We start from the raw sequence: 20,691 nt of genomic DNA, 5'->3' as shown, positions 1-20,691 counted from the left end.
CTGACTCACGTCGGCGAATGTCGGTGTCCGGGGGCAGGATGGGGTCGTGGCGGAATCCAGCACGACCCCCGGAGAGCAGGTGCTCTCCCGGTTCGGCCCGGCGACCCGGGAGTGGTTCGGCGCAGCGTTCGCCGCGCCGACGGCCGCGCAGGCCGGCGCCTGGGACGCCGTCGCCGCCGGCCGGCACGCCCTGGTCGTGGCGCCCACCGGCTCCGGCAAGACCCTCGCCGCGTTCCTGTGGTCGCTGGACCGGCTGACCCGCGAGGCGGCACCGGCCGACCCCCGGCGGCGCTGCCGGGTGCTCTACGTCAGCCCGCTCAAGGCGCTCGCGGTCGACGTCGAGCGCAACCTCCGCGCCCCCCTCACCGGCATCCGCCAGGCCGCCACCCGGCTCGCCCTACCCCCGCCGGACATCACCGTCGGGATGCGTACCGGCGACACGCCCGCCGATGAGCGGCGAGCCTTCGCCCGCACCCCGCCCGACATCCTGATCACCACGCCGGAGTCGCTCTTCCTGCTGCTCACCTCGGCCGCCCGTGACTCGCTGCGCGGCGTCGAGACGGTGATCGTCGACGAGGTACACGCGGTCGCCGGCACCAAGCGCGGCGCCCACCTGGCGCTCTCCCTGGAGCGCCTCGACGAGTTGCTGCCCGCCCCAGCACAGCGGATCGGCCTCTCCGCCACCGTCCGGCCGTTGGACGAGTGCGCCCGCTTCCTCGGCGGTGCCCGCCCGGTCGACGTGGTGGCCCCGCGCACCGCCAAGACGATCGAGGTCAGCGTCCAGGTGCCGGTGGAGGACATGACCCGTCTCGACGAACAGGCGGCACCCGAGGACGATCTCGACGGTCCACGGTCGGCGTCGATCTGGCCCGCCGTGGAGGAGCGGGTCTTCGCCCTGATCCGGGCGCACCGCTCGACCATCGTCTTCACCAACTCCCGCCGCAGCGCCGAACGGCTCTGCGCCCGGCTCAACGAGCTCGCCGCCGACGAGACGGCCGAGGCGGCGACGCCCACCGCCGCCCGGGCGCCCCGGACGCCGGCCGAGATGATGGCCCAGGCCGGCGCGGTCGCCGGCGCCCCACCGGTGATCGCCCGGGCCCATCACGGCAGCGTCTCGCGGGAGGAGCGTCGGCAGATCGAGGAGGCGCTCAAGGCCGGCCGCTTACCGGCCGTGGTGGCCACGTCGAGCCTCGAACTCGGCATCGACATGGGCGCGGTCGACCTGGTCGTACAGATCGAGGCGCCGCCGAGCGTGGCCGCCGGCCTCCAGCGTGTCGGCCGCGCCGGGCACCAGGTCGGCGCGGTGTCGCGGGGAGTGGTCCTGCCCAAGCACCGCGGCGACCTGCTCTCCTGCGCGGTGGTCGCCGAGCGGATGGGCGAGGCCGCCATCGAGGAGCTGCACCACCCCCGCAACCCGTTGGACGTCCTGGCCCAGCAGGTCGTCGCGATGGTCGCGCTCGACGAGTGGCGGGTCGGTGACCTGGCGACCGTGGTCCGTCGGGCCGCGCCCTTCGCCGAGCTGCCCGACTCCGCGCTGCACGCCGTCCTGGACATGCTCTCCGGCCGCTACCCGTCGACCGCCTTCGCCGAGCTGCGCCCTCGGCTGGTGTGGGACCGCGCCACCGACGTGCTGACCGGCCGTCCGGGTGCTCAGCGGTTGGCGGTGACCAGCGGCGGCACCATTCCCGACCGGGGCCTGTTCGGCGTCTTCCTGGCCGGTGCGGAGCGGGCCGCCCGGGTCGGTGAGCTGGACGAGGAGATGGTCTACGAGTCCCGCGTCGGCGACGTCTTCCTGCTCGGCTCCTCGTCCTGGCGGATCGAGGAGATCACCCCGGACCGGGTGCTGGTCTCTCCCGCGCCCGGGCAGGCGGCCAAGATGCCGTTCTGGAAGGGCGATCAGCCGGGCCGGCCGGTCGAACTGGGCCGGGCCATCGGCGCCCGGGTCCGGGCCCTGCTCCGGCAGGACGCCGAGGCAGCCCGTACCACGCTGCGGGCCACCGGCCTGGACGACTGGGCCGCCGGCAACCTCCTGGCCTACCTGCACGAGCAGCGGGCGGCGACCCGTGCGCTGCCGGACGACCGGACGGTGGTGGTCGAACGCTTCCGCGACGAGCTGGGTGACTGGCGTCTCGCCGTGCACAGCGTCCTCGGCGCCCGGGTCAACGCACCCTGGGCGCTGGCCATCGGCCGACGGCTCACCGAACGCTACGGGGTCGACGCGCAGGTGCTGCCCGCCGACGACGGGATCGTGGTACGCCTGCCGGACACCGCCGACACCCCACCGGGTGCCGACGTGGTGGCCTTCGATCCGGAGGAGATCACCCAGCTGGTGGAGGAGTCGGTCGGCACCTCGGCGCTGTTCGCCGCCCGGTTCCGGGAGTGCGCCGCCCGGTCACTGCTGCTGCCCCGCCGTGACCCGCGCCGCCGCCAGCCGCTCTGGCAACAACGGCAACGCGCCGCCCAACTGCTCGACGTGGCCCGCGAGTACGCCGACTTCCCGGTCACCCTGGAGGCGGCGCGGGAGTGCCTCCAGGACGTCTTCGACCTGCCCGCCCTGACCGAGGTGATGCGTGACCTGGCCGGCCGCCGGGTGCGACTGGTCGAGGTGGAGAGCGCCCGTCCGTCGCCGTTCGCCCGCTCGCTGCTCTTCGGCTACGTCGGCGCCTTCCTCTACGAGGGCGACGCTCCGCTGGCGGAGCGCCGCGCCGCGGCCCTCACGTTGGACTCGGCCCTGCTCGGCGAGCTGCTCGGCCGCGTCGACCTGCGGGAGCTGCTCGACCCGGCGGTGCTCGCCGAGACCGAACGGCAGCTACGCTGGCTCACCGCGCAGCGGCGTCCCCGCGACGCCGAGGACGTGGTCGAGCTGCTTCGGCAGCTCGGCGACCTCAGCACCGACGAGCTGGCCGAGCGCGGGGCACCCGAGGCATGGCTGACCGAGCTGGCCGCCGCCCGACGGGTGCTGCGGGTCCGCATCGCCGGGCAGGAACGCTGGGTCGGCGTCGAGGACGCCGGCCGGTTGCGGGACGCCCTCGGCGTGGCCCTGCCGGTCGGGGTCGCCGAGGCGTACCTCGAACCGGTCGCCGACCCGCTGGGTGACCTGGTCGCCCGGTACGCCCGCACCCACGCCCCGTTCGCCGCCGCCAGCTGCGCGGCACGGTTCGGGCTCGGGGTCTTCGTGGTCGAGCAGGCGCTGCGCCGGCTGGCCGCCACCGGGCGGGTGGTCTCCGGCGAGTTCACCCCGGACACGGCCGGCACCCAGTGGTGCGACGCCGAGGTGCTGCGCCTGCTGCGCCGCCGGTCCCTCGCCGCGCTTCGCCGGGAGATCGAACCGGTGCCACCACGGGCGCTGGCCACCTTCCTGCCGCGCTGGCAGCAGGTGGGCTCGTCGGCTCGCGGGGTCGAGGCGGTGGCCGCGACGGTCGAGCAGTTGCAGGGCGCCTCGGTGCCCGCCTCGGCGCTGGAACGGCTGGTCCTGCCCGCCCGGGTCGCCGACTACTCCCCCGCCCAGCTCGACGAGCTGTGCGCCAGCGGCGAGGTGGTGTGGGCCGGCGCCGGAGCGATCTCCGGCGGAGACGGCTGGGTCAGCCTGGCGTACGCCGACTCGGCTCCGCTGCTGCTTCCGGTGCCGGACGACACGCTCGCCCGTACCCCCCTGCACGACGCGGTGCTGGACGCCCTCGACGCCGGGCAGGCGCTGTTCTTCCGGTCCCTCGCGGACCGGGTCGCGGCCACCGACGACGCCGAGCTGACCGCCGTCATCTGGGACCTGGTCTGGGCCGGTCACCTCACCAACGACACCCTTGCGCCGCTGCGGGCGGTCCTCGGTGCCGGCGGCGCGCACCGCGCGCGGCCGGCCGCCGCGCGGGGCCGCTACCGGCGTCCCGGACGGGTGGCGTTGCCCGGTCGGGGTGGCCCGCCGACGGTGGCCGGACGCTGGTCCCGGCTGCCGGAGCGCGACACCGACCCGACCCGCCGCGCCGCCGCGCTCGCCGACGTCCTGCTGGAACGACATGGTGTGCTGACCCGGGGCGCGGTCATGGCCGAGCAGGTCGCCGGTGGTTTCGCCGCCGTCTACCCGGTGCTGTCCGCGTTGGAGGAGCGCGGCGCGGCCCGGCGGGGGTACTTCGTCGACGGGTTGGGGGCGGCGCAGTTCGCGGTGCCCGGTGCGGTGGACCGGATCCGTGCCGGTGCGGAGTCGCTCGACGATGGACGCTCCCGGGGCGGGACCGCCGTGGTGCTGGCTGCCACCGATCCCGCCAACCCGTTCGGCGCGGCCCTGCCCTGGCCGGAGCGGGCGGTCGACTCCGGCGACGCGACGACGCCACCGGCCACCGGCCACCGGGCGGGGCGCAAGGCAGGCGCCCTGGTCGTGCTGGTCGAGGGCGAACTGGCCATCTACGTGGAGCGGGGCGGTCGGACGCTGCTCTCCTTCACCGACGACGTCGAGGCGTTGGCCGCGGCCGGCAAGGCGCTGGCCGACGCCGTGCACTCCGGGGCGCTGGGCCCGATCTCGGTGGAACGCGCCGACGGGGAGTCCGTACGCTCGTCGCCCCTGCGCGACGCCCTGACCGCCGCCGGCTTCCGCACCACTCCGCGCGGCCTGCGCCTGCGCCCCTGACGCTGGTCAACGGAGGGATCTGAGGGCCTTCTCGTAACGGGGACGGTCTGCCACGGGAGTCGGTGCCTCGAGGTAGTTGAGCACCACGGTGCCGCTGCGGTAGGCGGCTCCGCTCCACAGTTCGGCCAGATCACCGGCGCTGCTCTCGTCGGGGAAGACGTAGACGGCGACGTTGTCGGTCACGACCAGCTCGGAGCAGCCCAGCCCGAGCCCGTCCGGTCCACAGTCGACCGAACGATCCCGGGCGTTGGCCGCCTTGAGCCCGGCCGCCCGGAACGCCGCCACGACCTCCCGCCCGGTCGGTGCGCCGGCCTGACGCGGGGGCAGCTGCACCGGCGGCGGGCTCGGCGGTCGCCGCTCGGTGGTGCCGTCGGCGTTCGGCCCGGCCGCCGGTCGGGACGCGGGCGGAGCCGCGGCGCTGCCCGAGGCGGCCGGCGCGGGGGCGCTCGGTGCCGGCGCGGGGCTCGCCTCGCTGGTCGGTGTCGTCGCCGCGTCCGCGCCGTCCGACGGGGCCGGATCCGCCGACGGGACGCCGACGGTCGGTGTCGGTGCGGCGGCGGGTGACCCGTCCCGGTCCGCGCCGCAGCCGGCCAGGGCGACGGTGACGACGAGCAGTGCGACGGCTGGCAGGATCCGGTGGCTCACCACCGCAGTCTGCCCAACCGGGAGCGGCCGCAGGCACTGGCCGGTCGGTCAGCCACGCTGTCGGCTATCCGGCATCAGCGCCCCCGGACACATCGGACCCACGGCAGCGCCGGGAGCCGACCCACCGGCTTCGCGCGTCCCGGCCCGGGGACGTCGCCCGCATGGCGGGGACCGCGGGCGTACGATCCAGTGCCGTGACCAGCAGTGCCGCCCGTCAGAACCGGACACCGGTCGAGGTCGTCTCGCTGACCACCGACTACGGCCTCGCCGACGGCTTCGTCGCGGCCTGCCACGGGGTGATCGCCCGCATCGCGCCCGCGCTACGGGTCATCGACGTGACTCACCTCGTGCCGCCGGGCGACGTCCGCCGGGGCGGCACCGTGCTCGCCCAGACCGTGCCGCACCTGCCACCGGGGGTGCACGTGGCCGTCGTCGATCCGGGTGTGGGTACGGCCCGCCGAGGTGTCGGGCTGAGCACTCCCGGGGGCCTGCTGGTGGGCCCGGACAATGGCCTGCTCCTCGACGCCGCCGACGCGCTCGGCGGCGTTACCGGGGCGGTGGAGCTGACCGATCCGGGTTGGCTGGCCCCACGGGTGTCCGCCACGTTCCACGGGCGGGACGTCTTCGCACCGGTCGCGGCCCGCCTGGCCCTGGGTGCGCCGCTGGCCGGGGCCGGCCCGGCGGTCGACCCGGCGACGCTGGTACGACTGCCCGAACCAGTGGTGCGCCGGTTGTCGGACGGGTTCGTCGCCGAGGTGCTGACGGTGGACCACTTCGGCAACATCCAGTTGGCCGCCCCGGCCGAGCTGCTGGACCCGATGCCGGCGCGGGTCCGGGTGAGTTCGGCGACCGGCGACCCGACGACCTCCGACGCGGCCGCCGACCGCGTCCCGACGGAGGGCGGCTGGGAGCGGGAGGCGACGCACGGGCGCACCTTCGGCGATGTCCCGGTCGGTTCCCTGGTGGCGCACGTCGACTCCGCCGGCCGCGTCGCGCTCTCCGTCAACGGTGGACACGCCGGCGCACTGCTCGCGGTCGTCCCGGGTACGCTGCTGCGGGTCCGGGGTTCCGGCGTCGTGGGGGACGCTCCCGGGCGACACGCCTGAAACGTCTACTGCGGAAAGTTGACAAGGTGGATGATCGCTGGGTTCCCGCCGCTTGTCCCTGCTGCGCGTACCGGACCGGTGGCGGCACCTGCCCGGTCTGTTTCTGGACAGATGACGGTCAGGGTGACGCCGACGCGGACGCGGTACGCGGTGGGGCCAACGGGGACCTGAGCCTGTCGCACGCCCGACTCAACTTCGCCGTCTACGGCGCCTGCCATCCGCGCTACCAGGAGCTGGTGCGTACGCCGAGGCCGGACGAACTGCCCTGAGCCGGCCGCGACGACGACCGGTCGACGGGGACTGACGCGGCGGACCGGGCCGGCCGGGGAGGAAACCGGCCCGGCTCGTGGTGCCGCCTCAGCAGAGGGGCACCGACCCACCCCAGACCGCCGAGATGTACGCGTGGCTGACGAACTGCCCGCTGGCGAGGCGGTTCCACCGGTTGGTGGTGCGGTACGGCCCGGCCACGGTCTGCCCGGTCACGTAGCACTGGATCGGCACGTTCGCGTACTGGGCGGCCAGGCCCCGGGACGCGTAGCCGGTGCCGGGTCCGGCCCGCACGTTCAGCGGGCCGTCGCCGACCACCCCCCGGGGACCGGTGCCGGTCCACAGGTACGCCACGTCGACCCAGGCGTTCGTGGTCAACTGCAACCCGTCCCAGAACGTCCCGTCGGCGAGGTCGATGCCGGCCGGGTTGAGCACCACCCGACCGAACTGGTCCCGCCCGCCGTTGTAGCCGTTCTGGTAGGCGGCCTGCGCCTGCGGCCTGCCCTGCGGCAGGTCCTTCCAGTTCTCCCGGACCGCACTCAGGTTCCAGTAGTCGTCGCGGGTGTTCCACGGGCCGACGTCCCAGACCGGGGCGTACTCGCAGCGGCTACCGGTGGTGGTGCAGACCCGCACGGTGTAGTCGCCGGTGTTGCGCGGGGAAAGTCCGCGCCGTGAGGGCAGCGCCACGAAGTGGTCCCGGGTGCGGACGGTGTGCCCGTTGGCGGTCAGCTCGCCGACCAGTCCGATCCGGGTCGCGTACACCCGGTAGGTGAGGCCGGGGGTGGCGGCGGTGGTGACGGCGACGGTGTCGGCGGTGAGCCGGACGGCGCGGACCTCGGCGCGGGCACCCGAGACGCTGCCGGTGAGCACCACCCGGGCCTGTACCCGGCGGACCGGCTGGTCGAAGACGGCCGCCGGCACGGCGTCCCGCCACTCGGTCCAGCCGGCCGCCCGCCAGCCTCGGACCTGGACGGTCGCGGTCGCGCCGGGTCCGGTGGTGACGGTGGCCTGGGCGCGGACCCGGGTCGCCGGGCGGCTGAGGGTACGCGGTGCGGCCACCAGCATGCCCTCGGCGACCGCACTGCGCCGGGCGGGCGCACCGGGTGGGCGGGCGTCGGCCAGCCGGAGGCCCGAACGGGCGTGCCGCACGTTGACGTCGTCGGCGTCGACGACCGACAGGTCGACGTTCCACCGTTCGGCCCGGGCGGCTGACGAGGCGGAGCCGGGATGTAGGGAGATGGCGAGGACGGTGGCCAGGACGAGGGCCAGGACGGAACTGCGGGGATGATTCATCTACATTCTCCTCAGAACTCCCCGATAGTGCCTATATCCGGAGATCGAACAGAAGTGCCATACAAATAGCGATACATGTGAATTGCGCTCGGGTGAGGGAGAATGGTGCCGTGCCCGAAGGTGACACCGTCTGGAACACCGCCCGCGTCCTGGAACGCGCGCTGGCCGGCGCCCGGCTGACCGGCAGTGACTTCCGGGTGCCGTCATTGGCCACCACCGACCTCACCGGCTGGGCGGTACGCGAGAGCGCGAGCCGGGGAAAGCACCTGCTGCTCCGGCTGGACGCCCCCGCCGACACCGGCGAGGCTCGGTGGACCCTGCACTCGCACCTCAGAATGGACGGCACCTGGCGGGCGTACGCCCCGGGCGAACGCTGGACCGCGCGGCCGGCTCACCTGATCCGGGTGGTGCTCCGGGCCGCCGTCGCCACCGCCGTCGGCTACCACCTGCACGAGGTGGCGCTGGTGCCCACCGCCGACGAAGAGCGCCTCGTCGGGCATCTCGGCCCCGACCTGCTCGGCGCCGACTGGGACCCGGCCGAGGCCGTACGCCGGCTCGCCGCCCACCCGGACATCCCGGTCGGGGTGGGCCTGCTCGACCAGCGCAACCTGGCCGGCGTCGGCAACCTCTACAAGTGCGAGGTGCTGTTCCTGCACGGCGTCCACCCCCGCACACCGGTGCGGGACGTCTCCGACCTCGCCGGGCTGGTGACCCTGGCCCAGAAGTTGCTGGCCGCCAACCGGGGTCGCTGGACGCAGAGCACCACCGGCTCGCTCGGGCGCGGCCGGACCAGCTACGTGTACGGGCGACGGGCGCAGCCGTGCCGCCGCTGCGGCACCGCGATCCGCAAGGAGGAGCTGGGCGAGCGGGTCACCTACTGGTGCCCCACCTGCCAGCCCGGCGACCCGGGCTGAACCAGCCCGCCCGCGCGTGACCGCCATGCCGCCAACCTGCATCTTCCACGCGATGGTCCGGGCAGCTCGGAGCCGGTGGACGGCCGGTCACGCGGCCGACCCGGAGTGGCGGCGGGCGACACGCCGGCAGCTTCTCAGATTGGCACGAAAGGGGACTTCCTAACCGGCCACTGCGAGTCGCATGCTGCCGTTGAGGGCTCACGGAACGTCACGTACGCGCGCCCGCGCCGCCACGTCGGGGTGGTGGCCGTCGCGCCCCGATCACCGGGAGAGCCATGGCCGTGTTCCGCAGACTCCGGTCGACCTGGCTGGACCGCGCCGCCCGCACCGACCAGCCGGACACGCCGAGCGCCGTCCCCACCGCCCGAACCGACCCGGACGCGGAAGACGCCACCCGCCCCCAACCCGACCCCGGCGTCCTGACCGCACCGGACGACACCGACCCGGCCCGCCCGACCCGGTCATCGGCACCGGCACCGGCACCGGCACCGGCACCGGCACCGGCACCGGCACCGGCACCGGCACCGGCACCGGCCAGGCTGCCGGACCCGGCGGCCGCACCGCCGGGGCCGGCGCATCCGACACCGGCGAGTCTTGATCCGGCCGCGGTGCCCCGCTGCTTCGGCCCGGTGCCGAACCACGCCTTCAGTCCACTGCCCGTCATCGACGACGACGGGCAGGTGGCGACCGGGACCGGGCTGCGCAAGTTCGTCGACCCGCTGCCCGGGCTCGGCCCGCTGGGGCGTACCCCGCTGGGGGCCTACCTGCCGGTCGCCGTGCCCGACACGATCAGCCATCCCGGCTGCGACTACTACGAGATCGGGCTCTCCGAGTACACCCAGCGGCTGCACCGGGACCTGCCGGCGACCCGGCTGCGCGGCTACCGCCAGCTGAACCTGGGCACCGACCCCGACGGGCACAACACCGTCGCCCCGCCGCGACAGCCCTGGCATCTCGGACCGGTCGTGCTGGCCCGACGCGGCCGGCCGGTACGGATCAAGTTCATCAACCAGCTGCCCGCCGGCCCAGCCGGCGACCTCTTCCTGCCGGCCGATCCCACGGTGCCCGGTGCCGGCCCGGGGCCCCTCGACGGGCCGGCCCCCTACCCGCAGAACCGGGCGGTGCTGCATCTCTCCGGCGCGTTCACCGGCTGGATCAGCGCCGGCAACCCGTGGCAGTGGATCACCCCGGCGGGCGAGATCACCCCCTACCCCACCGGCCCCGGACTGACCCACGTGCCCGACATGGCCCACCCGGGGCAGGGCGCCACCACCCTCTACCACCCCAACGACCAGAGCGGACGCATGCTCTGGTTCCACGACAACACCATCGGCCTGTCCCGGCTGACCGTCTACTCCGGTCAGGTCGCGCTCTACCTGCTCACCGACGACGCGCAGGACCGGCTGATCGCCGACGGGACCCTGCCCGGCGAGCAGCTGCCCCTGGTCTTCGAGGACAAGACGTTCGTACCGGACGACGCCCAACTCGCCGCGCAGGACCCGACCTGGGACCGGGACCGGTGGGGCGCCCGGGGATCCCTCTGGCACCCGCACGTCTACCAGCCCCGCCAGAACCCGTACCGGCGCGACGGGATCAACCCGACCGGCCGGTGGGACTACGGCCCCTGGTCGCGTACCGCCACCGCCGCCGGCCCCGACGCGACCGCCGCCGCCGCCGTACCCAACCCGCACCACGACCCGGTCGGCGACCCGGACGAGCCGCCGGAGACACCGGGCGTGCCGCACCCGAGCGCGGTACCCGCCGCGTACGGGGACACGGTCCTGGTCAACGGGGCCGCGTACCCGTACCTGGAGGTGGAGCCGAAGGTCTACCGGTGGCGCATCCTCAACGCCTGCACCGACCGCTGGCTCAACCTCCAGCTGTACCGGGCCGCCTCCGACGCGTCGATGTGGACACCGGATGGCCGGCTGGCCGACGCCGCCGCCGGTGAGGTGCCGATGGTCGCCGCGGTCCGCGCCCCGGGCCGGCCGGCGGACTGGCCAACCGACGGGCGTTCCGGTGGCGTCCCGGACCCGACGGCCGCCGGTCCGGAGATGATCCGGATCGGCAACGAGGGCGGTCTGCTGCCGGCACCCGTGGTCGTCCCGAACCGGCCGATCGGCTTCCGCTACGACCGGCGCGACCCGACCGTGCTCAACGTCGACCACCACGCCCTGCTGCTCGCCCCCGGCGAACGGGCCGACGTGCTGGTGGACTTCGCCGCCGTCGCCCCGGGCAGCACCCTGATCCTCTACAACGACTGTCCGGCCCCGCTGCCCTGCTTCGACCCCCGCTACGACCACCACACCGGCGGCCCCGACCGCAGCGCCGAGGGTGGCGCGCCACCGACCGTGCCCGGGTACGGCCCGAACACCCGCACCCTGATGCAGCTACGGGTGGCCGGCACCCCGACGCAGCCGTACGACCTCGACCGGCTGCGGGACCGCCTGCCCGGCGCGTACGCGGCCAGCCAGCGTCCCCCGGTCGTGCCGCAACCGGCCTACGACGCCTGCTTCGGCACCACGAGCGCCCCCACCCGGATCCCGGTCCACGCCGACACCGTCGAGTTCACCCCGCCCGGCGGCGCGCCGGTCAGCCTGCCGCTGACCGTCAAGGCGGTGCGGCAGGTCTTCGAGCCCGACCACGGCCGCCTCACCGGCCGGCTCGGGGTGGCCCATCCGCACGGCGGACCACTCGGCGAGGCCATCCTGCCGCTCGGTCCCACCGAGCCGGCGACCGAGGTGCTGCACGCCAGCGACCCGGCCCTGGCCGTCGGCACGCCGGGCGACGGCAGCCAGCTCTGGCGGGTACGCGGATCGGGCCGGCAGAGCCATCCGGTGCGGTTCGACGGCCTGGACGTGCAGGTGGTCGGCCGGGTCGGCCGCGACGGCGCGATCCGGCCACCACACCCCGGCGAACTCGGCTGGAAGCAGGTGGTCCGGGTCGATCCCGGCGAGGACGTGCTGCTCGCCCTGCGACCCGAGGCGCCGGCCCTACCGTTCAAGATCGGCGACAGCGTACGGCTGCTCGATCCGACCCGGCCGGCCGGAACGCGACTCGGCTCCGCCCCGGTCAGCCCCGTCGACGGGCGACCCGCGTCGGTGGTCAACCAGCTGGTCAACCTGGGCTGGGAGTACCGCTGGGGCAGCGCGGCGGCCGGCCACCGGGACCAGGGCATGAGCCGGTCCCTGGTGGTCCGGGTCTCGCCCCGGGCACCGACCGGGCTCACCGCCGCACCGGCCCCCGGCTCGGCGACCGCCCTGCCGGCGATCACCCTCACCTGGACCGGCAACGGCAGTCGCCCCCCGGCCACCAGCCATCTGCTGCAACGGGCCACCGACGCGACCTTCGTCAACGGGCTGACCACCATCACCGTGGCGGCCACCGCGACCCGCTACACCGACGCCACCGTCACCCCCGGCGTCACCTACCACTACCGCATCCGCGCCGAAACCGCCGTCAGCTGCTCCACCTGGTCGAACAGCGTCCCCGCGTCGGTGCAGCTCACCGCGCCCGCCAAGCTGACCGCGACCCTCCCGCCCGCCGCGCCGCTGCGGGTCGCGCTGCGCTGGGCCAACCGCTCCTTCGCCACCGGCATCGACGTGCAACGCGCCACCAACCCGACCTTCACCAGCGGACCGGGCACCACCGCGATCAGCGTCGGCGACCACCACCTCGACCCGGCGGTCGCCCCCGACACCACCTACTACTACCGGGTACGCACCACCTACCTGGGTGCCGCCTCCCCCTGGTCCACCGTTGCCACGGTGACCACCCCGCCCGCCCCCGGCACCCCCACCTCGGTCAGCGTGGCCACCACCGCCCCCGGCCCCGACACCGCGACCGTCGTGCTGGGCTGGGCCGCGAGCACACCCGCCGGCCAGGGCGCCGGCTTCACCGTGGAACGGGCGTTGGATCCGGCTTTCACCCGGGAGCTGGCCACCTTCACCGTCACCGGCCGCGGCTTCACCAACACCGGCCTGGCCCGGGGCGTCACCTACCACTACCGGGTCCGCTCGTTCAACGTCGTCGGGGTCTCCCCCTTCACCGGCCCCATCCCGGTCACCACGCCGCCCTGACCGGCGGAGAGCTGGCGGCAGTACGCCCGTCGCGGCGTAGGTAATGAGATGCGGCAGGTCGGTTCTTCCTGTCCGCGTGAGAGCCCGAGTTGCCGCAAACTGTGGCGGCCCACGCCGCCGAAGGCCGGCCGCTGCAAGGGCCTTCACCGAACAGGCGCGCAGCACCCGCGTGGCCAGTGCCGCGGATCCGCTTTCCTGTCTGTGCGGCCCGCCGCCGGATGTCGACCAAGAGGTTTGGGTCGGGATCCAGTCACGATCCCGACCCAAACCTCTTGATCAACCGGGCCAGACAGGGCCAGGCGGGGTGTTCAGGGGGTGGGGGCGGGGCGGCCTACGGCGCGTAGCTCCGACAGTGCGGAGGCGAAGCCGTGGAGGAGGTCCGTGGCCTCGGTGAGGCGGGCGGCGGCGGGGTGCTCGGTTTCGGGGCGGTACTCCTCGGCGAGGTAGCCGGCGGCGGCGACCACCAGGCGCTCGTACGCCTCCACACCCGTTTCGAGCTGCCCGGTAAGCGCGCGGTGCGCCTCGGCCAGTGGTGGCTTCGCGTCGGCGGGGGCGAGGCGGACCGCGCGTTCCACGCTGGCGACCCGGTTGGCCAGCTCGCGCAGGGAGTGTTCGGCGGCGGAGGCTTCGGCGACGGCCGGTTCGGCGAGACCGGTCAGCCGGCCCGCCATCGAGTTCATGGTGGCGGCGGCCCGGTCGAGGCGCTCCCACGGTTGGGCGGCGGCGGTGCCGCGCAGCGCGGTGCGGGAGCGCACCCGGCGTACCTCGGCCAGCACGCCGGCACCGGCGGGGAGTCGTTCCACGGCGGCGACCAGGCGAGCCCGGTTGCGGGCGGCGACCTGGGCCGGGTCCAGCGGTGGCGGGGCGGGTTGGGCGGCGAGGGCACGCAGATCGATCCAGCGCCACGCGGCCAGCGCGGTGGAAGCGCCCGCGGCGGCGGCCCAGGCCGCGTCGGCCAGCCCGATCCCCGCGTACGGGGTCAGCACGGCGGTGGCGCCGCCGAGGCCGCCGGCCAGGACGCTCCACCGGCGGGCGGAGCCGCGCAGGCGGCTCAGCCGGCGGAAGTACCGGGTGCGCTCGTCCGCTGCCACCGTCGCCTCCTCTGGTCTCCGCTTCAGCCGGCGGCCGTGGTGTCGCCGGTGCCGCGCTCACGGCTCATGTTGGCGCGGATCTCGTCGAGCCGGGCCACCGCCGGGTCGGCCGTGGCCGGCTGTTCGGCGGCGGCGCCCCGGTCGGTGCCCGCGCCGAGCTGCTCACCGGCCATGCTGGCCCGGATCTGGTCCAGCCGGGCCGAGCCGGCGCTGTCCAGGGTCGCCTGCTGGATCTCCAGCATCCGGCCCTCGGCCGAGTTGCCGGCCAGCTCGGCGCGGCCCATGGCGTTGGCGTAGCGACGCTCGATGCGCTCGCGCACCTCGTCGAGGGTGGGGGTGCTGCCGGGGGCGGTGAGCGCCGACATCGACTCCAGCGAGGCGGCGACGCTCTCCTGCATCTTGGCCTGCTCAAGCTGGCTGAGCAGCTTGGCGCGCTCGGCGAGCTTCTGCTGGAGGATCATGGAGTTGTTCTCCACCGCCCGGCGGGCCTGGCCGGCGGCGGCGAGCGCCTGGTCGTGCAGGGTCTTCAGGTCTTCGGCGGACTGCTCGGCGGAGACGAGCTGGGTGGCCAGGGTCTGCGCGGACTGCTCGTACCGACCCGCCTCGGCCTCGTCGCCCTTGGCCCGGGCCTGGTCGGCGAGGACCAGCGCCTGGCGGGCGTTGGCCTGCAACCGCTCGACGTCGGACATCTGCCGGGACAGCTTCATCTCCAGCTGGCGCTGGTTGCCGATCACCGCGGCGGCCTGCTGGACGAGCGCCTGGTGCTGCCGGTGCGCCTCGTCGATGGCCTGCTGGAGCTGCACCTTCGGGTCGGCGTGCTCGTCGATACGGGCGCCGAAGAGCGCCATCAGGTACTTCCACCCCTTGACGAACGGGTTCGCCATCTCCGCGGTATCCCCTCAATCACGTCGCTGTGCCTGCCCCACCCCGGGTGACCGGCTCGGCTACCGGCGATGGTGGGTCCATCGTCCCAGCCGGGCGCCAACACGGCATCCGTACCAGCGAGAGGGGACGTCCGCGATCAAGCCTACGCGGCGGGAGCTACCGCGACCATCGGCCGCGAGGCTCAGGCGGCGCAGACCACGTCCCGGTCGCTGCGGTCGGCGGGGGGCCGGACCCGGGCACTGCGCAGCGTGGCCTTGAGCGGGGAGTCCTGCCGTACGGACACCGCGACGTTGCCATCCGAGGTGACCTGGCGTACGCCCCGACCGGTGCTCTTGTGCACCGCTGCGGCGACCGGCGTCGACTCGGTCGGCTCGTCCTGCACCGGCACCAGCACCCCGGGCATCTGCTCGGCGAGCGCGACCGTGTCGCTGACCTCGCGCAGCAGCTCGGAGAGGCGGGCACCCAGCGCGTCGCAGATCGCCGCGAGCAGCTCGCTGGAGGGTTCCTTCTGGCCGCGTTCGATCTCCGACAGGTAGCCCAGGCTGACGTTGGCTGCGGACGAAACCTCGCGCAGCGTGCGGTGCTGCCCCTGCCGGCGCGCCCGTAGTGCGTCACCGATCACCCGGCGTAGCAGGACCATCGCACCTCCCCTGAGGGACATAGTTCACCCGGTCAACCGGCCCGGCGGTGGCGCCGGCTGTCGGAGCTTTCCCGCAACCGTACCCGCTGTGCGCCGCCACGACATCCCGCCCCGCCCGGTCGTCCCACGGCCGCCACCCACGCACCCCCGATCCGTGGCAGCGCAGCTGTCAGACACGCCGGGACGACAGCACCTCGGATGCCACCGATCGGCCGACGCGCGGGCCCACGGATCGGCTGGCGAACGGGCCGGCGGCACGGGACCCCGGTGGCTCAGGTCGGGTCGGGGGCCTGGATGTGCTCGGCGACCAGGCGTAGTGCCTCGGTCACCGCGGCGCCCCGGATGCGGTCGCGGCCGCCGTCCAGGTCGAGCTGCCGCACCTCGGTGCCGTCCGGGCCGGCGACGGCGACGAAGACCAGCCCGACCGGCTTGCCGTCCTGCGGTTCCGGCCCGGCCACCCCGGTGGTGGCCAGCCCCCAGTCGGCCCCGCAGCGTCGCCGTCCGCCCTCGGCGAGGGCCGCCGCGACGTCGGCGTCGACCGGGCCGCGCTCGGCCAGCAGTTCCTTCGGTACGTCGGCCAGTTGCTCCTTCAACTCGGTGGCGTAGACCACCAGCCCGCCCCGATAGACGGCGCTCGCCCCGGCGATCTCCACGATCGTGGCGGCCAGCAGACCCCCGGTCAGCGACTCGACGGTGGCGAGCGTCTCCTGCCGCTCGGCGAGGCGGTGCACCACACCGGCCGCCGCGGCACCCATCGAACCCTCGGCCTCTCGTACACCCATGATCTGCATCCTTCCCGGGCCGGGCGCGGTCTACGCGTCGCAACGCCGCCGGTCGTCGGCCGGGCCTCGCCTCAGGGTGGCCAGGGAACGTCGACGCGGGTCCGGTGGCGCTCTCACCCCTGGGGACGGCGCAGCCGTGCCGCCTGGGCGATGTAGTCCAGTCCGGTGACGAGGGTGACCGCGACCGCCGCGCCCATGATCCAGGGCCCGACCGGGGCGAGCACCGCCGGCATCGGCCACAGGTACCAGGTGATCGCCAGCACCTGGAGCGCGGTCTTGACCTTTCCGCCCCGACTCGCGGCGATCACGCCGCGGCGGATCACCCAGAACCGCAGCGCGGTGATCCCCAGCTCCCGGGCCAGGATGACCGCCGTCACCCACCAGGGCAACCGGTCGTACCAGGACAGCAGCAGCAGGGCGGCGCCGGTGAGCGCCTTGTCGGCGATCGGGTCGGCCACCTTGCCGACGGCGGTGACGAGCGCGAACCGGCGGGCGATCCACCCGTCGACCAGGTCCGTGACCGAGGCCACCGCGAAGATCACACAGGCGATGACCTGCCATCCGGCGTGCGTCATCCCGGACATCACCACCGAGGCGGCGAAGACCGGCACCAGCAGCAGCCGCAGCGCGGTCAGGGCGTTGGCGGCGTTGACCACGGGCACCCGGGCCACCACCGGCACCGGCGTCGACTCCGTCGCCCCGGTCACGTGAGCGTTCCGCTCGGGTGACGCACCCGGCACCGCACCTCGATCCTCCCTCGCCTCACCCTGGCCCACCGTCACCGTGCCGCGGCGGGCGCGGCGGAGATCATCTCATCCGGCACGGCGAGCAGGTCCACGCCCTCGGTGCCGGTCACCGTGGCCCGGACCAGGTCTCCCGGACGCAACGCGGCGAGGTCGACACCGCCGCCGTCCGGGGCGACCAGCGTGGTCGAACCGTCCACCTCCGGTGCCTGGTGCGCAGCCCGCCCCTCGACGACGCCGCCGTCGACCGAGTCGACGAGCACCTCCACCGTCGAGCCGAGGCGGTCCTCGGCGCGCTGCGAACACAGCTCGTCGGCGAGCGCGCTGAGCTTGTCGTAGCGCCGCTTGATGGTGGCGGCGGAAACCTTGCCCGGCAGTCCGGCGGCCTCCGTGCCGTCCTCGTCGCTGTAGTCGAAGACACCGATCGCGTCGAGCCGTGCCTCGGTGAGGAAACGCACCAGCTCATCGACGTCGCCGCGGGTCTCGCCGGGGAACCCGACGATGAAGTTGCTGCGCGCCCCGGCCTCCGGTGCCAGCTGCCGCGCGGCGGCCAGCAGCTCCAGGAAACGGTCAGTGGAGCCGAAACGCCGCATCCGGCGCAGTACCGGCTCGCTGGAGTGCTGGAACGACAGGTCGAAGTAGGGCGCCACCCCGGGCGTGGTGGCGATCGCCTCGACCAGCCCGGGCCGGGTCTCGGCCGGCTGGAGGTAGCTGGCTCGCACCCGGACGATGCCGTCGATGGCGGCGAGTTGCGGCAGCAGCTTCTCCAGCGCGCGCGGGTCGCCCAGGTCCTTGCCGTAGGAGGTCGAGTTCTCGCTGACCAGCACCAGCTCCCGGACCCCACTCTTCGCCAGCCACTCGGCCTCGGCGAGCAGCTCGTCCGGGGTACGGGAGACGAAGGCGCCACGGAAGGCGGGGATGGCGCAGAACGCGCACCGCCGGTCGCAGCCGCTGGCCAGCTTGAGCGAGGCCACCGGTCCGCTGTCCAACCGGCGGCGCAGCACCGTACGCAGGTGCGCGGGCGTGTGCTCGTCGACGTCGGTGCCACGGCCGTGCCCCGGCAGGGACACCGCGCTGTCGCGGCGGGCGACCGGGGTCAGCGGCAGCAGTTCGCGCCGGTCACGCGGGGTGTGCGCGGCGAACTGCCGGCCGGCGACGACCGCGTCCAGTCGTTCCGAGATGTCCGGGTAGTCGTCGAAGCTGAGCACCGCCTGGGCCTCGGGAAGGCTGTCGGCCAGCTCCCGGCCGTACCGTTCGGCCATGCAGCCGGCGGCGACCACCTTCGCCCCGGTGTCGGCGGCGGCCAGCAGCGTCTGGATGGAGTCCTGCTTGGCCTTCTCCACGAACCCGCAGGTGTTGACGACCACCACGTCGGCGCCCTCGCCGTCGGTCGTCACCTGCCAGCCGTCGGCATGCAGACGGGCGGCCAGCTCCTCCGAGTCGACCTCGTTGCGGGCACAGCCCAGGGTCAGCAGCGCGACCCGGCGACCGTCGGGTGAAGGCGAGGAGGTGGCAGACACCATCCGAGGGTACCGGGCGGCGATGCCCCGTCCGGCGACGGCGGGTCAGCCGGGTCGACTCAGACGGCGGCGGCGAGGATGCGGACCACGCGGTCGAGCAGGAAGACCTCGGTGCCGGCCAGGCCGACCGAGCAGAAGACCGAGATCTGGTCCGCGTGGGTGCGGCCGGGTGCCGCGCCGGCCAGCACCGCGCCCAGGTCGCGCAGCCGGGAGGCGTACGGCGGCTGCGCGGCGAGCATCGGCGGGGCGTACGACATCGCCTGGGCCACCGAGTCGCTGGTCAGCACGGCGGCGGCGTCGAGCAGGTCGGTGCCGAACTCCGCGCGGTCCAACTGCTTGAAGCCGACCGCGTTGACGTGGGTCCCGGGGCTCAGGTCCGCGGCGGACAGCACCGGTGTCGGGCTGGTGGTGGCCAGCACCACCACGTCCCGGTCGCGTACCGCCTCCCGGGCGGTGTCCACGGCGCGGGCCGGGAGGCCGAGTTCGGACCGGACCCGGGCGGCGAAGGCCTCCCGGCGCGCGGCCGAACGACTGTGCACGGTCACCTCGCGTAGGCGTCGCACCGCCGCGGCGGCCCAGACCTGGGTCCATGCCTGGCCACCGCAGCCGATCACGCCGAGGGTGGCCACGTCCGGGCGGGCCAGCACGTCCACCGCCACCCCACCCAACGCGCCGGTACGTCGCGAACCCAGCTCCTCCCCCACGGCCACCGCCCGCACCGCGCCGGTGTGCCCGTCGTGCAGCACCACCACCTGCTCGGTCTCCGGGTGCCCGAACGTGTCGTAGGCCCGGTATCCGTACCACTGCCCGACCAGGTGCCCGGCGGTGAGCACCATCCGGCCGCCACCCAGCGACGCGGCGGCGCGGGGCGGGGCCACGAGTCGTCCGTTGTACGCGGCGAGCAGAGCCTGACGCATCGTGTCCACCGAGGTCGGTGCGTCCAGCGCGGCGGCGACCTCCGGGTCGGAAATGAGCACGGTCACCGGTCCATGGTGCAGCTTGAAGCAAACTTGAGGTCTATCCGGGGTGATCCGTCTCACTCGCGGCCGCGCCACCGTCCGGGTGCTACGGTCGGTTCCGGCGGCCCGCGCGGCCGCCCCGGACGAGTCGTGGGCGTACCCGGTCAGGCCAAGACGCCCCGCGTGATGGACCCGACTCGTCCCGGCCCCGGTGGCCGGGCCCACGTCAAGAGGTGACCCGATGGCCTGGATCGTGCTGGTGCTCTCCGGACTGCTCGAGACCGCGTGGGCGATCGCCCTGGACCGCTCCGTCGGCTTCACCCGACTCGTCCCCTCAGTGATCTTCGTGATCACGCTGGTGCTGAGCATGGCGGGCCTGGCGTACGCACTACGGGAGATTCCCGTGGGCACCGGGTACGCGGTGTGGGTCGGCATCGGCGCGGTCGGTACCGCCGTCGTCGGCATGGTGGCGCTCGGTGAGCCGGCCAACCTGCCCCGACTGCTCAGCCTGCTGCTGGTGGTCGCAGGCGTGGTCGGGCTCAAGCTCTTCCACTGAGGCGCGGCGCGGGAGTCGCGCGGGAGTGTCCCTGGCGTGGCCCTGGCGTGGCAAACGTCCGTAGTGGGTAGAGAGCGGACGGCAGACATGAGACTCACCCATTGGAGGAAGACATGGCCACCAGCACCGTCCGCTCGACCAGCGCCGCCCGCATCTGCACCATCGTGGGTTTCGTGTGCGCGGTACTCGCGCTGTTGCTCAACCCGATCCTCTTCGGAGTCATCGGCCTGGTCCTCGGCGTCGTCGGCGCGGTGCTCGGTGACAAGCCGCTCGGCTGGTACGCCGCCGCGGCCAACGTGGTCGCCATGGTGCTGAGCATGCTGATCCTCAGCGCGCTCTGACCCCTCCCCGAACCTGGAGACGGCCCACTACCCACAGGGCGGTGGGCCGTCTCCGCGTCTGCCTCTACCACCCCGATGGATTCCAGTTACGGACAGCAACCTTCCGCCAGTCGTCACGCTGCGTGACACTGGCGGCCACGCTGCCCATACCTCTTTCGCCGCTTTGCTCTGCTTCAACCCACGCAATAGTCTGCGAGCTGCGGTTATGGAGCGTCTCCCCGCTGCCTTTAGAAGATCGCCCGACACCCTCAG

General features: G+C 74.3%; 16 protein-coding genes and 1 riboswitch. Of the genes, 7 read left to right on the top strand and 9 right to left on the bottom strand.

Features of this window, described 5'->3' with window-relative positions:
- The first annotated feature begins 46 nt into the window (after positions 1-46).
- Positions 47-4,618, top strand: a complete 4,572-nt coding sequence (locus tag SM447_RS02340) for an ATP-dependent helicase (protein WP_474571024.1) — start codon at positions 47-49, stop codon at positions 4,616-4,618.
- Between the two features lie 6 nt (positions 4,619-4,624).
- Here SM447_RS02340 and SM447_RS02335 read toward each other — a convergent pair whose 3' ends face one another.
- Positions 4,625-5,263: a hypothetical protein gene (locus tag SM447_RS02335; RefSeq protein ID WP_474571023.1), complete on the bottom strand. Its 639-nt coding sequence runs from the start codon at positions 5,261-5,263 to the stop codon at positions 4,625-4,627.
- A gap of 194 nt (positions 5,264-5,457) precedes the next feature.
- On the opposite strand from SM447_RS02335, the gene SM447_RS02330 reads away from it, so the two are divergent.
- Together SM447_RS02330 and SM447_RS02325 are read left to right on the top strand one after the other, a co-directional pair.
- Positions 5,458-6,369 (top strand): SAM hydrolase/SAM-dependent halogenase family protein, encoded by a 912-nt coding sequence (locus SM447_RS02330; protein WP_474571022.1) that lies wholly within the window; start codon positions 5,458-5,460, stop codon positions 6,367-6,369.
- A gap of 26 nt (positions 6,370-6,395) precedes the next feature.
- Positions 6,396-6,638, top strand: coding sequence for a CPCC family cysteine-rich protein (locus SM447_RS02325; RefSeq protein WP_474571021.1), 243 nt, complete (start codon positions 6,396-6,398; stop codon positions 6,636-6,638).
- An 88-nt stretch (positions 6,639-6,726) separates the two neighbouring features.
- On the opposite strand, the gene SM447_RS02320 is transcribed toward SM447_RS02325, so the two are convergent.
- A complete protein-coding gene (locus tag SM447_RS02320; protein WP_474571020.1) occupies positions 6,727-7,929 on the bottom strand; it encodes a hypothetical protein in 1,203 nt (400 codons plus the stop codon).
- A 110-nt stretch (positions 7,930-8,039) separates the two neighbouring features.
- Here SM447_RS02320 and SM447_RS02315 point away from each other — a divergent pair, with 110 nt between their 5' ends.
- The gene (locus SM447_RS02315; protein ID WP_474571019.1) at positions 8,040-8,843 is read left to right on the top strand and encodes a DNA-formamidopyrimidine glycosylase family protein; all 804 of its coding nucleotides are present in this window, start codon (positions 8,040-8,042) and stop codon (positions 8,841-8,843) included.
- A 275-nt stretch (positions 8,844-9,118) separates the two neighbouring features.
- Positions 9,119-12,922: a hypothetical protein gene (locus SM447_RS02310; protein ID WP_474571018.1), complete on the top strand. Its 3,804-nt coding sequence runs from the start codon at positions 9,119-9,121 to the stop codon at positions 12,920-12,922.
- Between the two features lie 308 nt (positions 12,923-13,230).
- On the opposite strand, the gene pspM is transcribed toward SM447_RS02310, so the two are convergent.
- The 7 genes from pspM to SM447_RS02275 form a co-directional block, all read right to left on the bottom strand.
- Positions 13,231-14,013, bottom strand: coding sequence for a phage shock envelope stress response protein PspM (gene pspM / locus SM447_RS02305; protein WP_474571017.1), 783 nt, complete (start codon positions 14,011-14,013; stop codon positions 13,231-13,233).
- 23 nt (positions 14,014-14,036) lie between these two features.
- Positions 14,037-14,897: a PspA/IM30 family protein gene (locus tag SM447_RS02300; RefSeq protein WP_474571016.1), complete on the bottom strand. Its 861-nt coding sequence runs from the start codon at positions 14,895-14,897 to the stop codon at positions 14,037-14,039.
- Between the two features lie 182 nt (positions 14,898-15,079).
- Positions 15,080-15,538, bottom strand: coding sequence for a helix-turn-helix domain-containing protein (locus SM447_RS02295; protein WP_474571015.1), 459 nt, complete (start codon positions 15,536-15,538; stop codon positions 15,080-15,082).
- A gap of 272 nt (positions 15,539-15,810) precedes the next feature.
- Positions 15,811-16,320 carry a CinA family protein gene (locus SM447_RS02290; RefSeq protein ID WP_474571014.1) on the bottom strand — a complete coding sequence of 170 codons (510 nt, stop codon included), beginning with the start codon at positions 16,318-16,320 and terminating at the stop codon, positions 15,811-15,813.
- Between the two features lie 113 nt (positions 16,321-16,433).
- The gene (pgsA, locus tag SM447_RS02285; RefSeq protein WP_474571013.1) at positions 16,434-17,027 is read right to left on the bottom strand and encodes a CDP-diacylglycerol--glycerol-3-phosphate 3-phosphatidyltransferase; all 594 of its coding nucleotides are present in this window, start codon (positions 17,025-17,027) and stop codon (positions 16,434-16,436) included.
- A gap of 71 nt (positions 17,028-17,098) precedes the next feature.
- The gene (rimO, locus tag SM447_RS02280; protein ID WP_474571012.1) at positions 17,099-18,586 is read right to left on the bottom strand and encodes a 30S ribosomal protein S12 methylthiotransferase RimO; all 1,488 of its coding nucleotides are present in this window, start codon (positions 18,584-18,586) and stop codon (positions 17,099-17,101) included.
- A gap of 56 nt (positions 18,587-18,642) precedes the next feature.
- Positions 18,643-19,566: an ornithine cyclodeaminase family protein gene (locus SM447_RS02275; RefSeq protein ID WP_474571011.1), complete on the bottom strand. Its 924-nt coding sequence runs from the start codon at positions 19,564-19,566 to the stop codon at positions 18,643-18,645.
- Positions 19,567-19,659: 93 nt separating this feature from the next.
- Positions 19,660-19,726, top strand: a riboswitch (guanidine-III (ykkC-III) riboswitch).
- Positions 19,727-19,783: 57 nt separating this feature from the next.
- On the opposite strand from SM447_RS02275, the gene sugE reads away from it, so the two are divergent.
- The gene (gene sugE, locus SM447_RS02270; RefSeq protein WP_474571010.1) at positions 19,784-20,098 is read left to right on the top strand and encodes a quaternary ammonium compound efflux SMR transporter SugE; all 315 of its coding nucleotides are present in this window, start codon (positions 19,784-19,786) and stop codon (positions 20,096-20,098) included.
- 113 nt (positions 20,099-20,211) lie between these two features.
- On the top strand, positions 20,212-20,439 hold the full coding sequence (locus tag SM447_RS02265) for a hypothetical protein (RefSeq protein ID WP_092373759.1): 228 nt from the start codon (positions 20,212-20,214) through the stop codon (positions 20,437-20,439).
- Positions 20,440-20,691 lie beyond the last annotated feature (252 nt).

It is taken from the genome of Micromonospora aridisoli, from assembly GCF_056150025.1.
This window is presented reverse-complemented; position numbering and strand designations above follow the sequence as displayed.

Excerpts from the sequence above, each read along its gene's own strand:
- SM447_RS02310 (WP_474571018.1), top strand. The coding sequence starts at position 9,119 with ATGGCCGTGTTCCGCAGACTCCGGTCGACCTGGCTGGACCGCGCCGCC.
- SM447_RS02320 (WP_474571020.1), bottom strand. The coding sequence starts at position 7,929 with ATGAATCATCCCCGCAGTTCCGTCCTGGCCCTCGTCCTGGCCACCGTC.
- SM447_RS02295 (WP_474571015.1), bottom strand. The coding sequence starts at position 15,538 with ATGGTCCTGCTACGCCGGGTGATCGGTGACGCACTACGGGCGCGCCGG.
- sugE (WP_474571010.1), top strand. The coding sequence starts at position 19,784 with ATGGCCTGGATCGTGCTGGTGCTCTCCGGACTGCTCGAGACCGCGTGG.
- rimO (WP_474571012.1), bottom strand. The coding sequence starts at position 18,586 with ATGGTGTCTGCCACCTCCTCGCCTTCACCCGACGGTCGCCGGGTCGCG.
- SM447_RS02290 (WP_474571014.1), bottom strand. The coding sequence starts at position 16,320 with ATGGGTGTACGAGAGGCCGAGGGTTCGATGGGTGCCGCGGCGGCCGGT.
- SM447_RS02265 (WP_092373759.1), top strand. The coding sequence starts at position 20,212 with ATGGCCACCAGCACCGTCCGCTCGACCAGCGCCGCCCGCATCTGCACC.
- SM447_RS02300 (WP_474571016.1), bottom strand. The coding sequence starts at position 14,897 with ATGGCGAACCCGTTCGTCAAGGGGTGGAAGTACCTGATGGCGCTCTTC.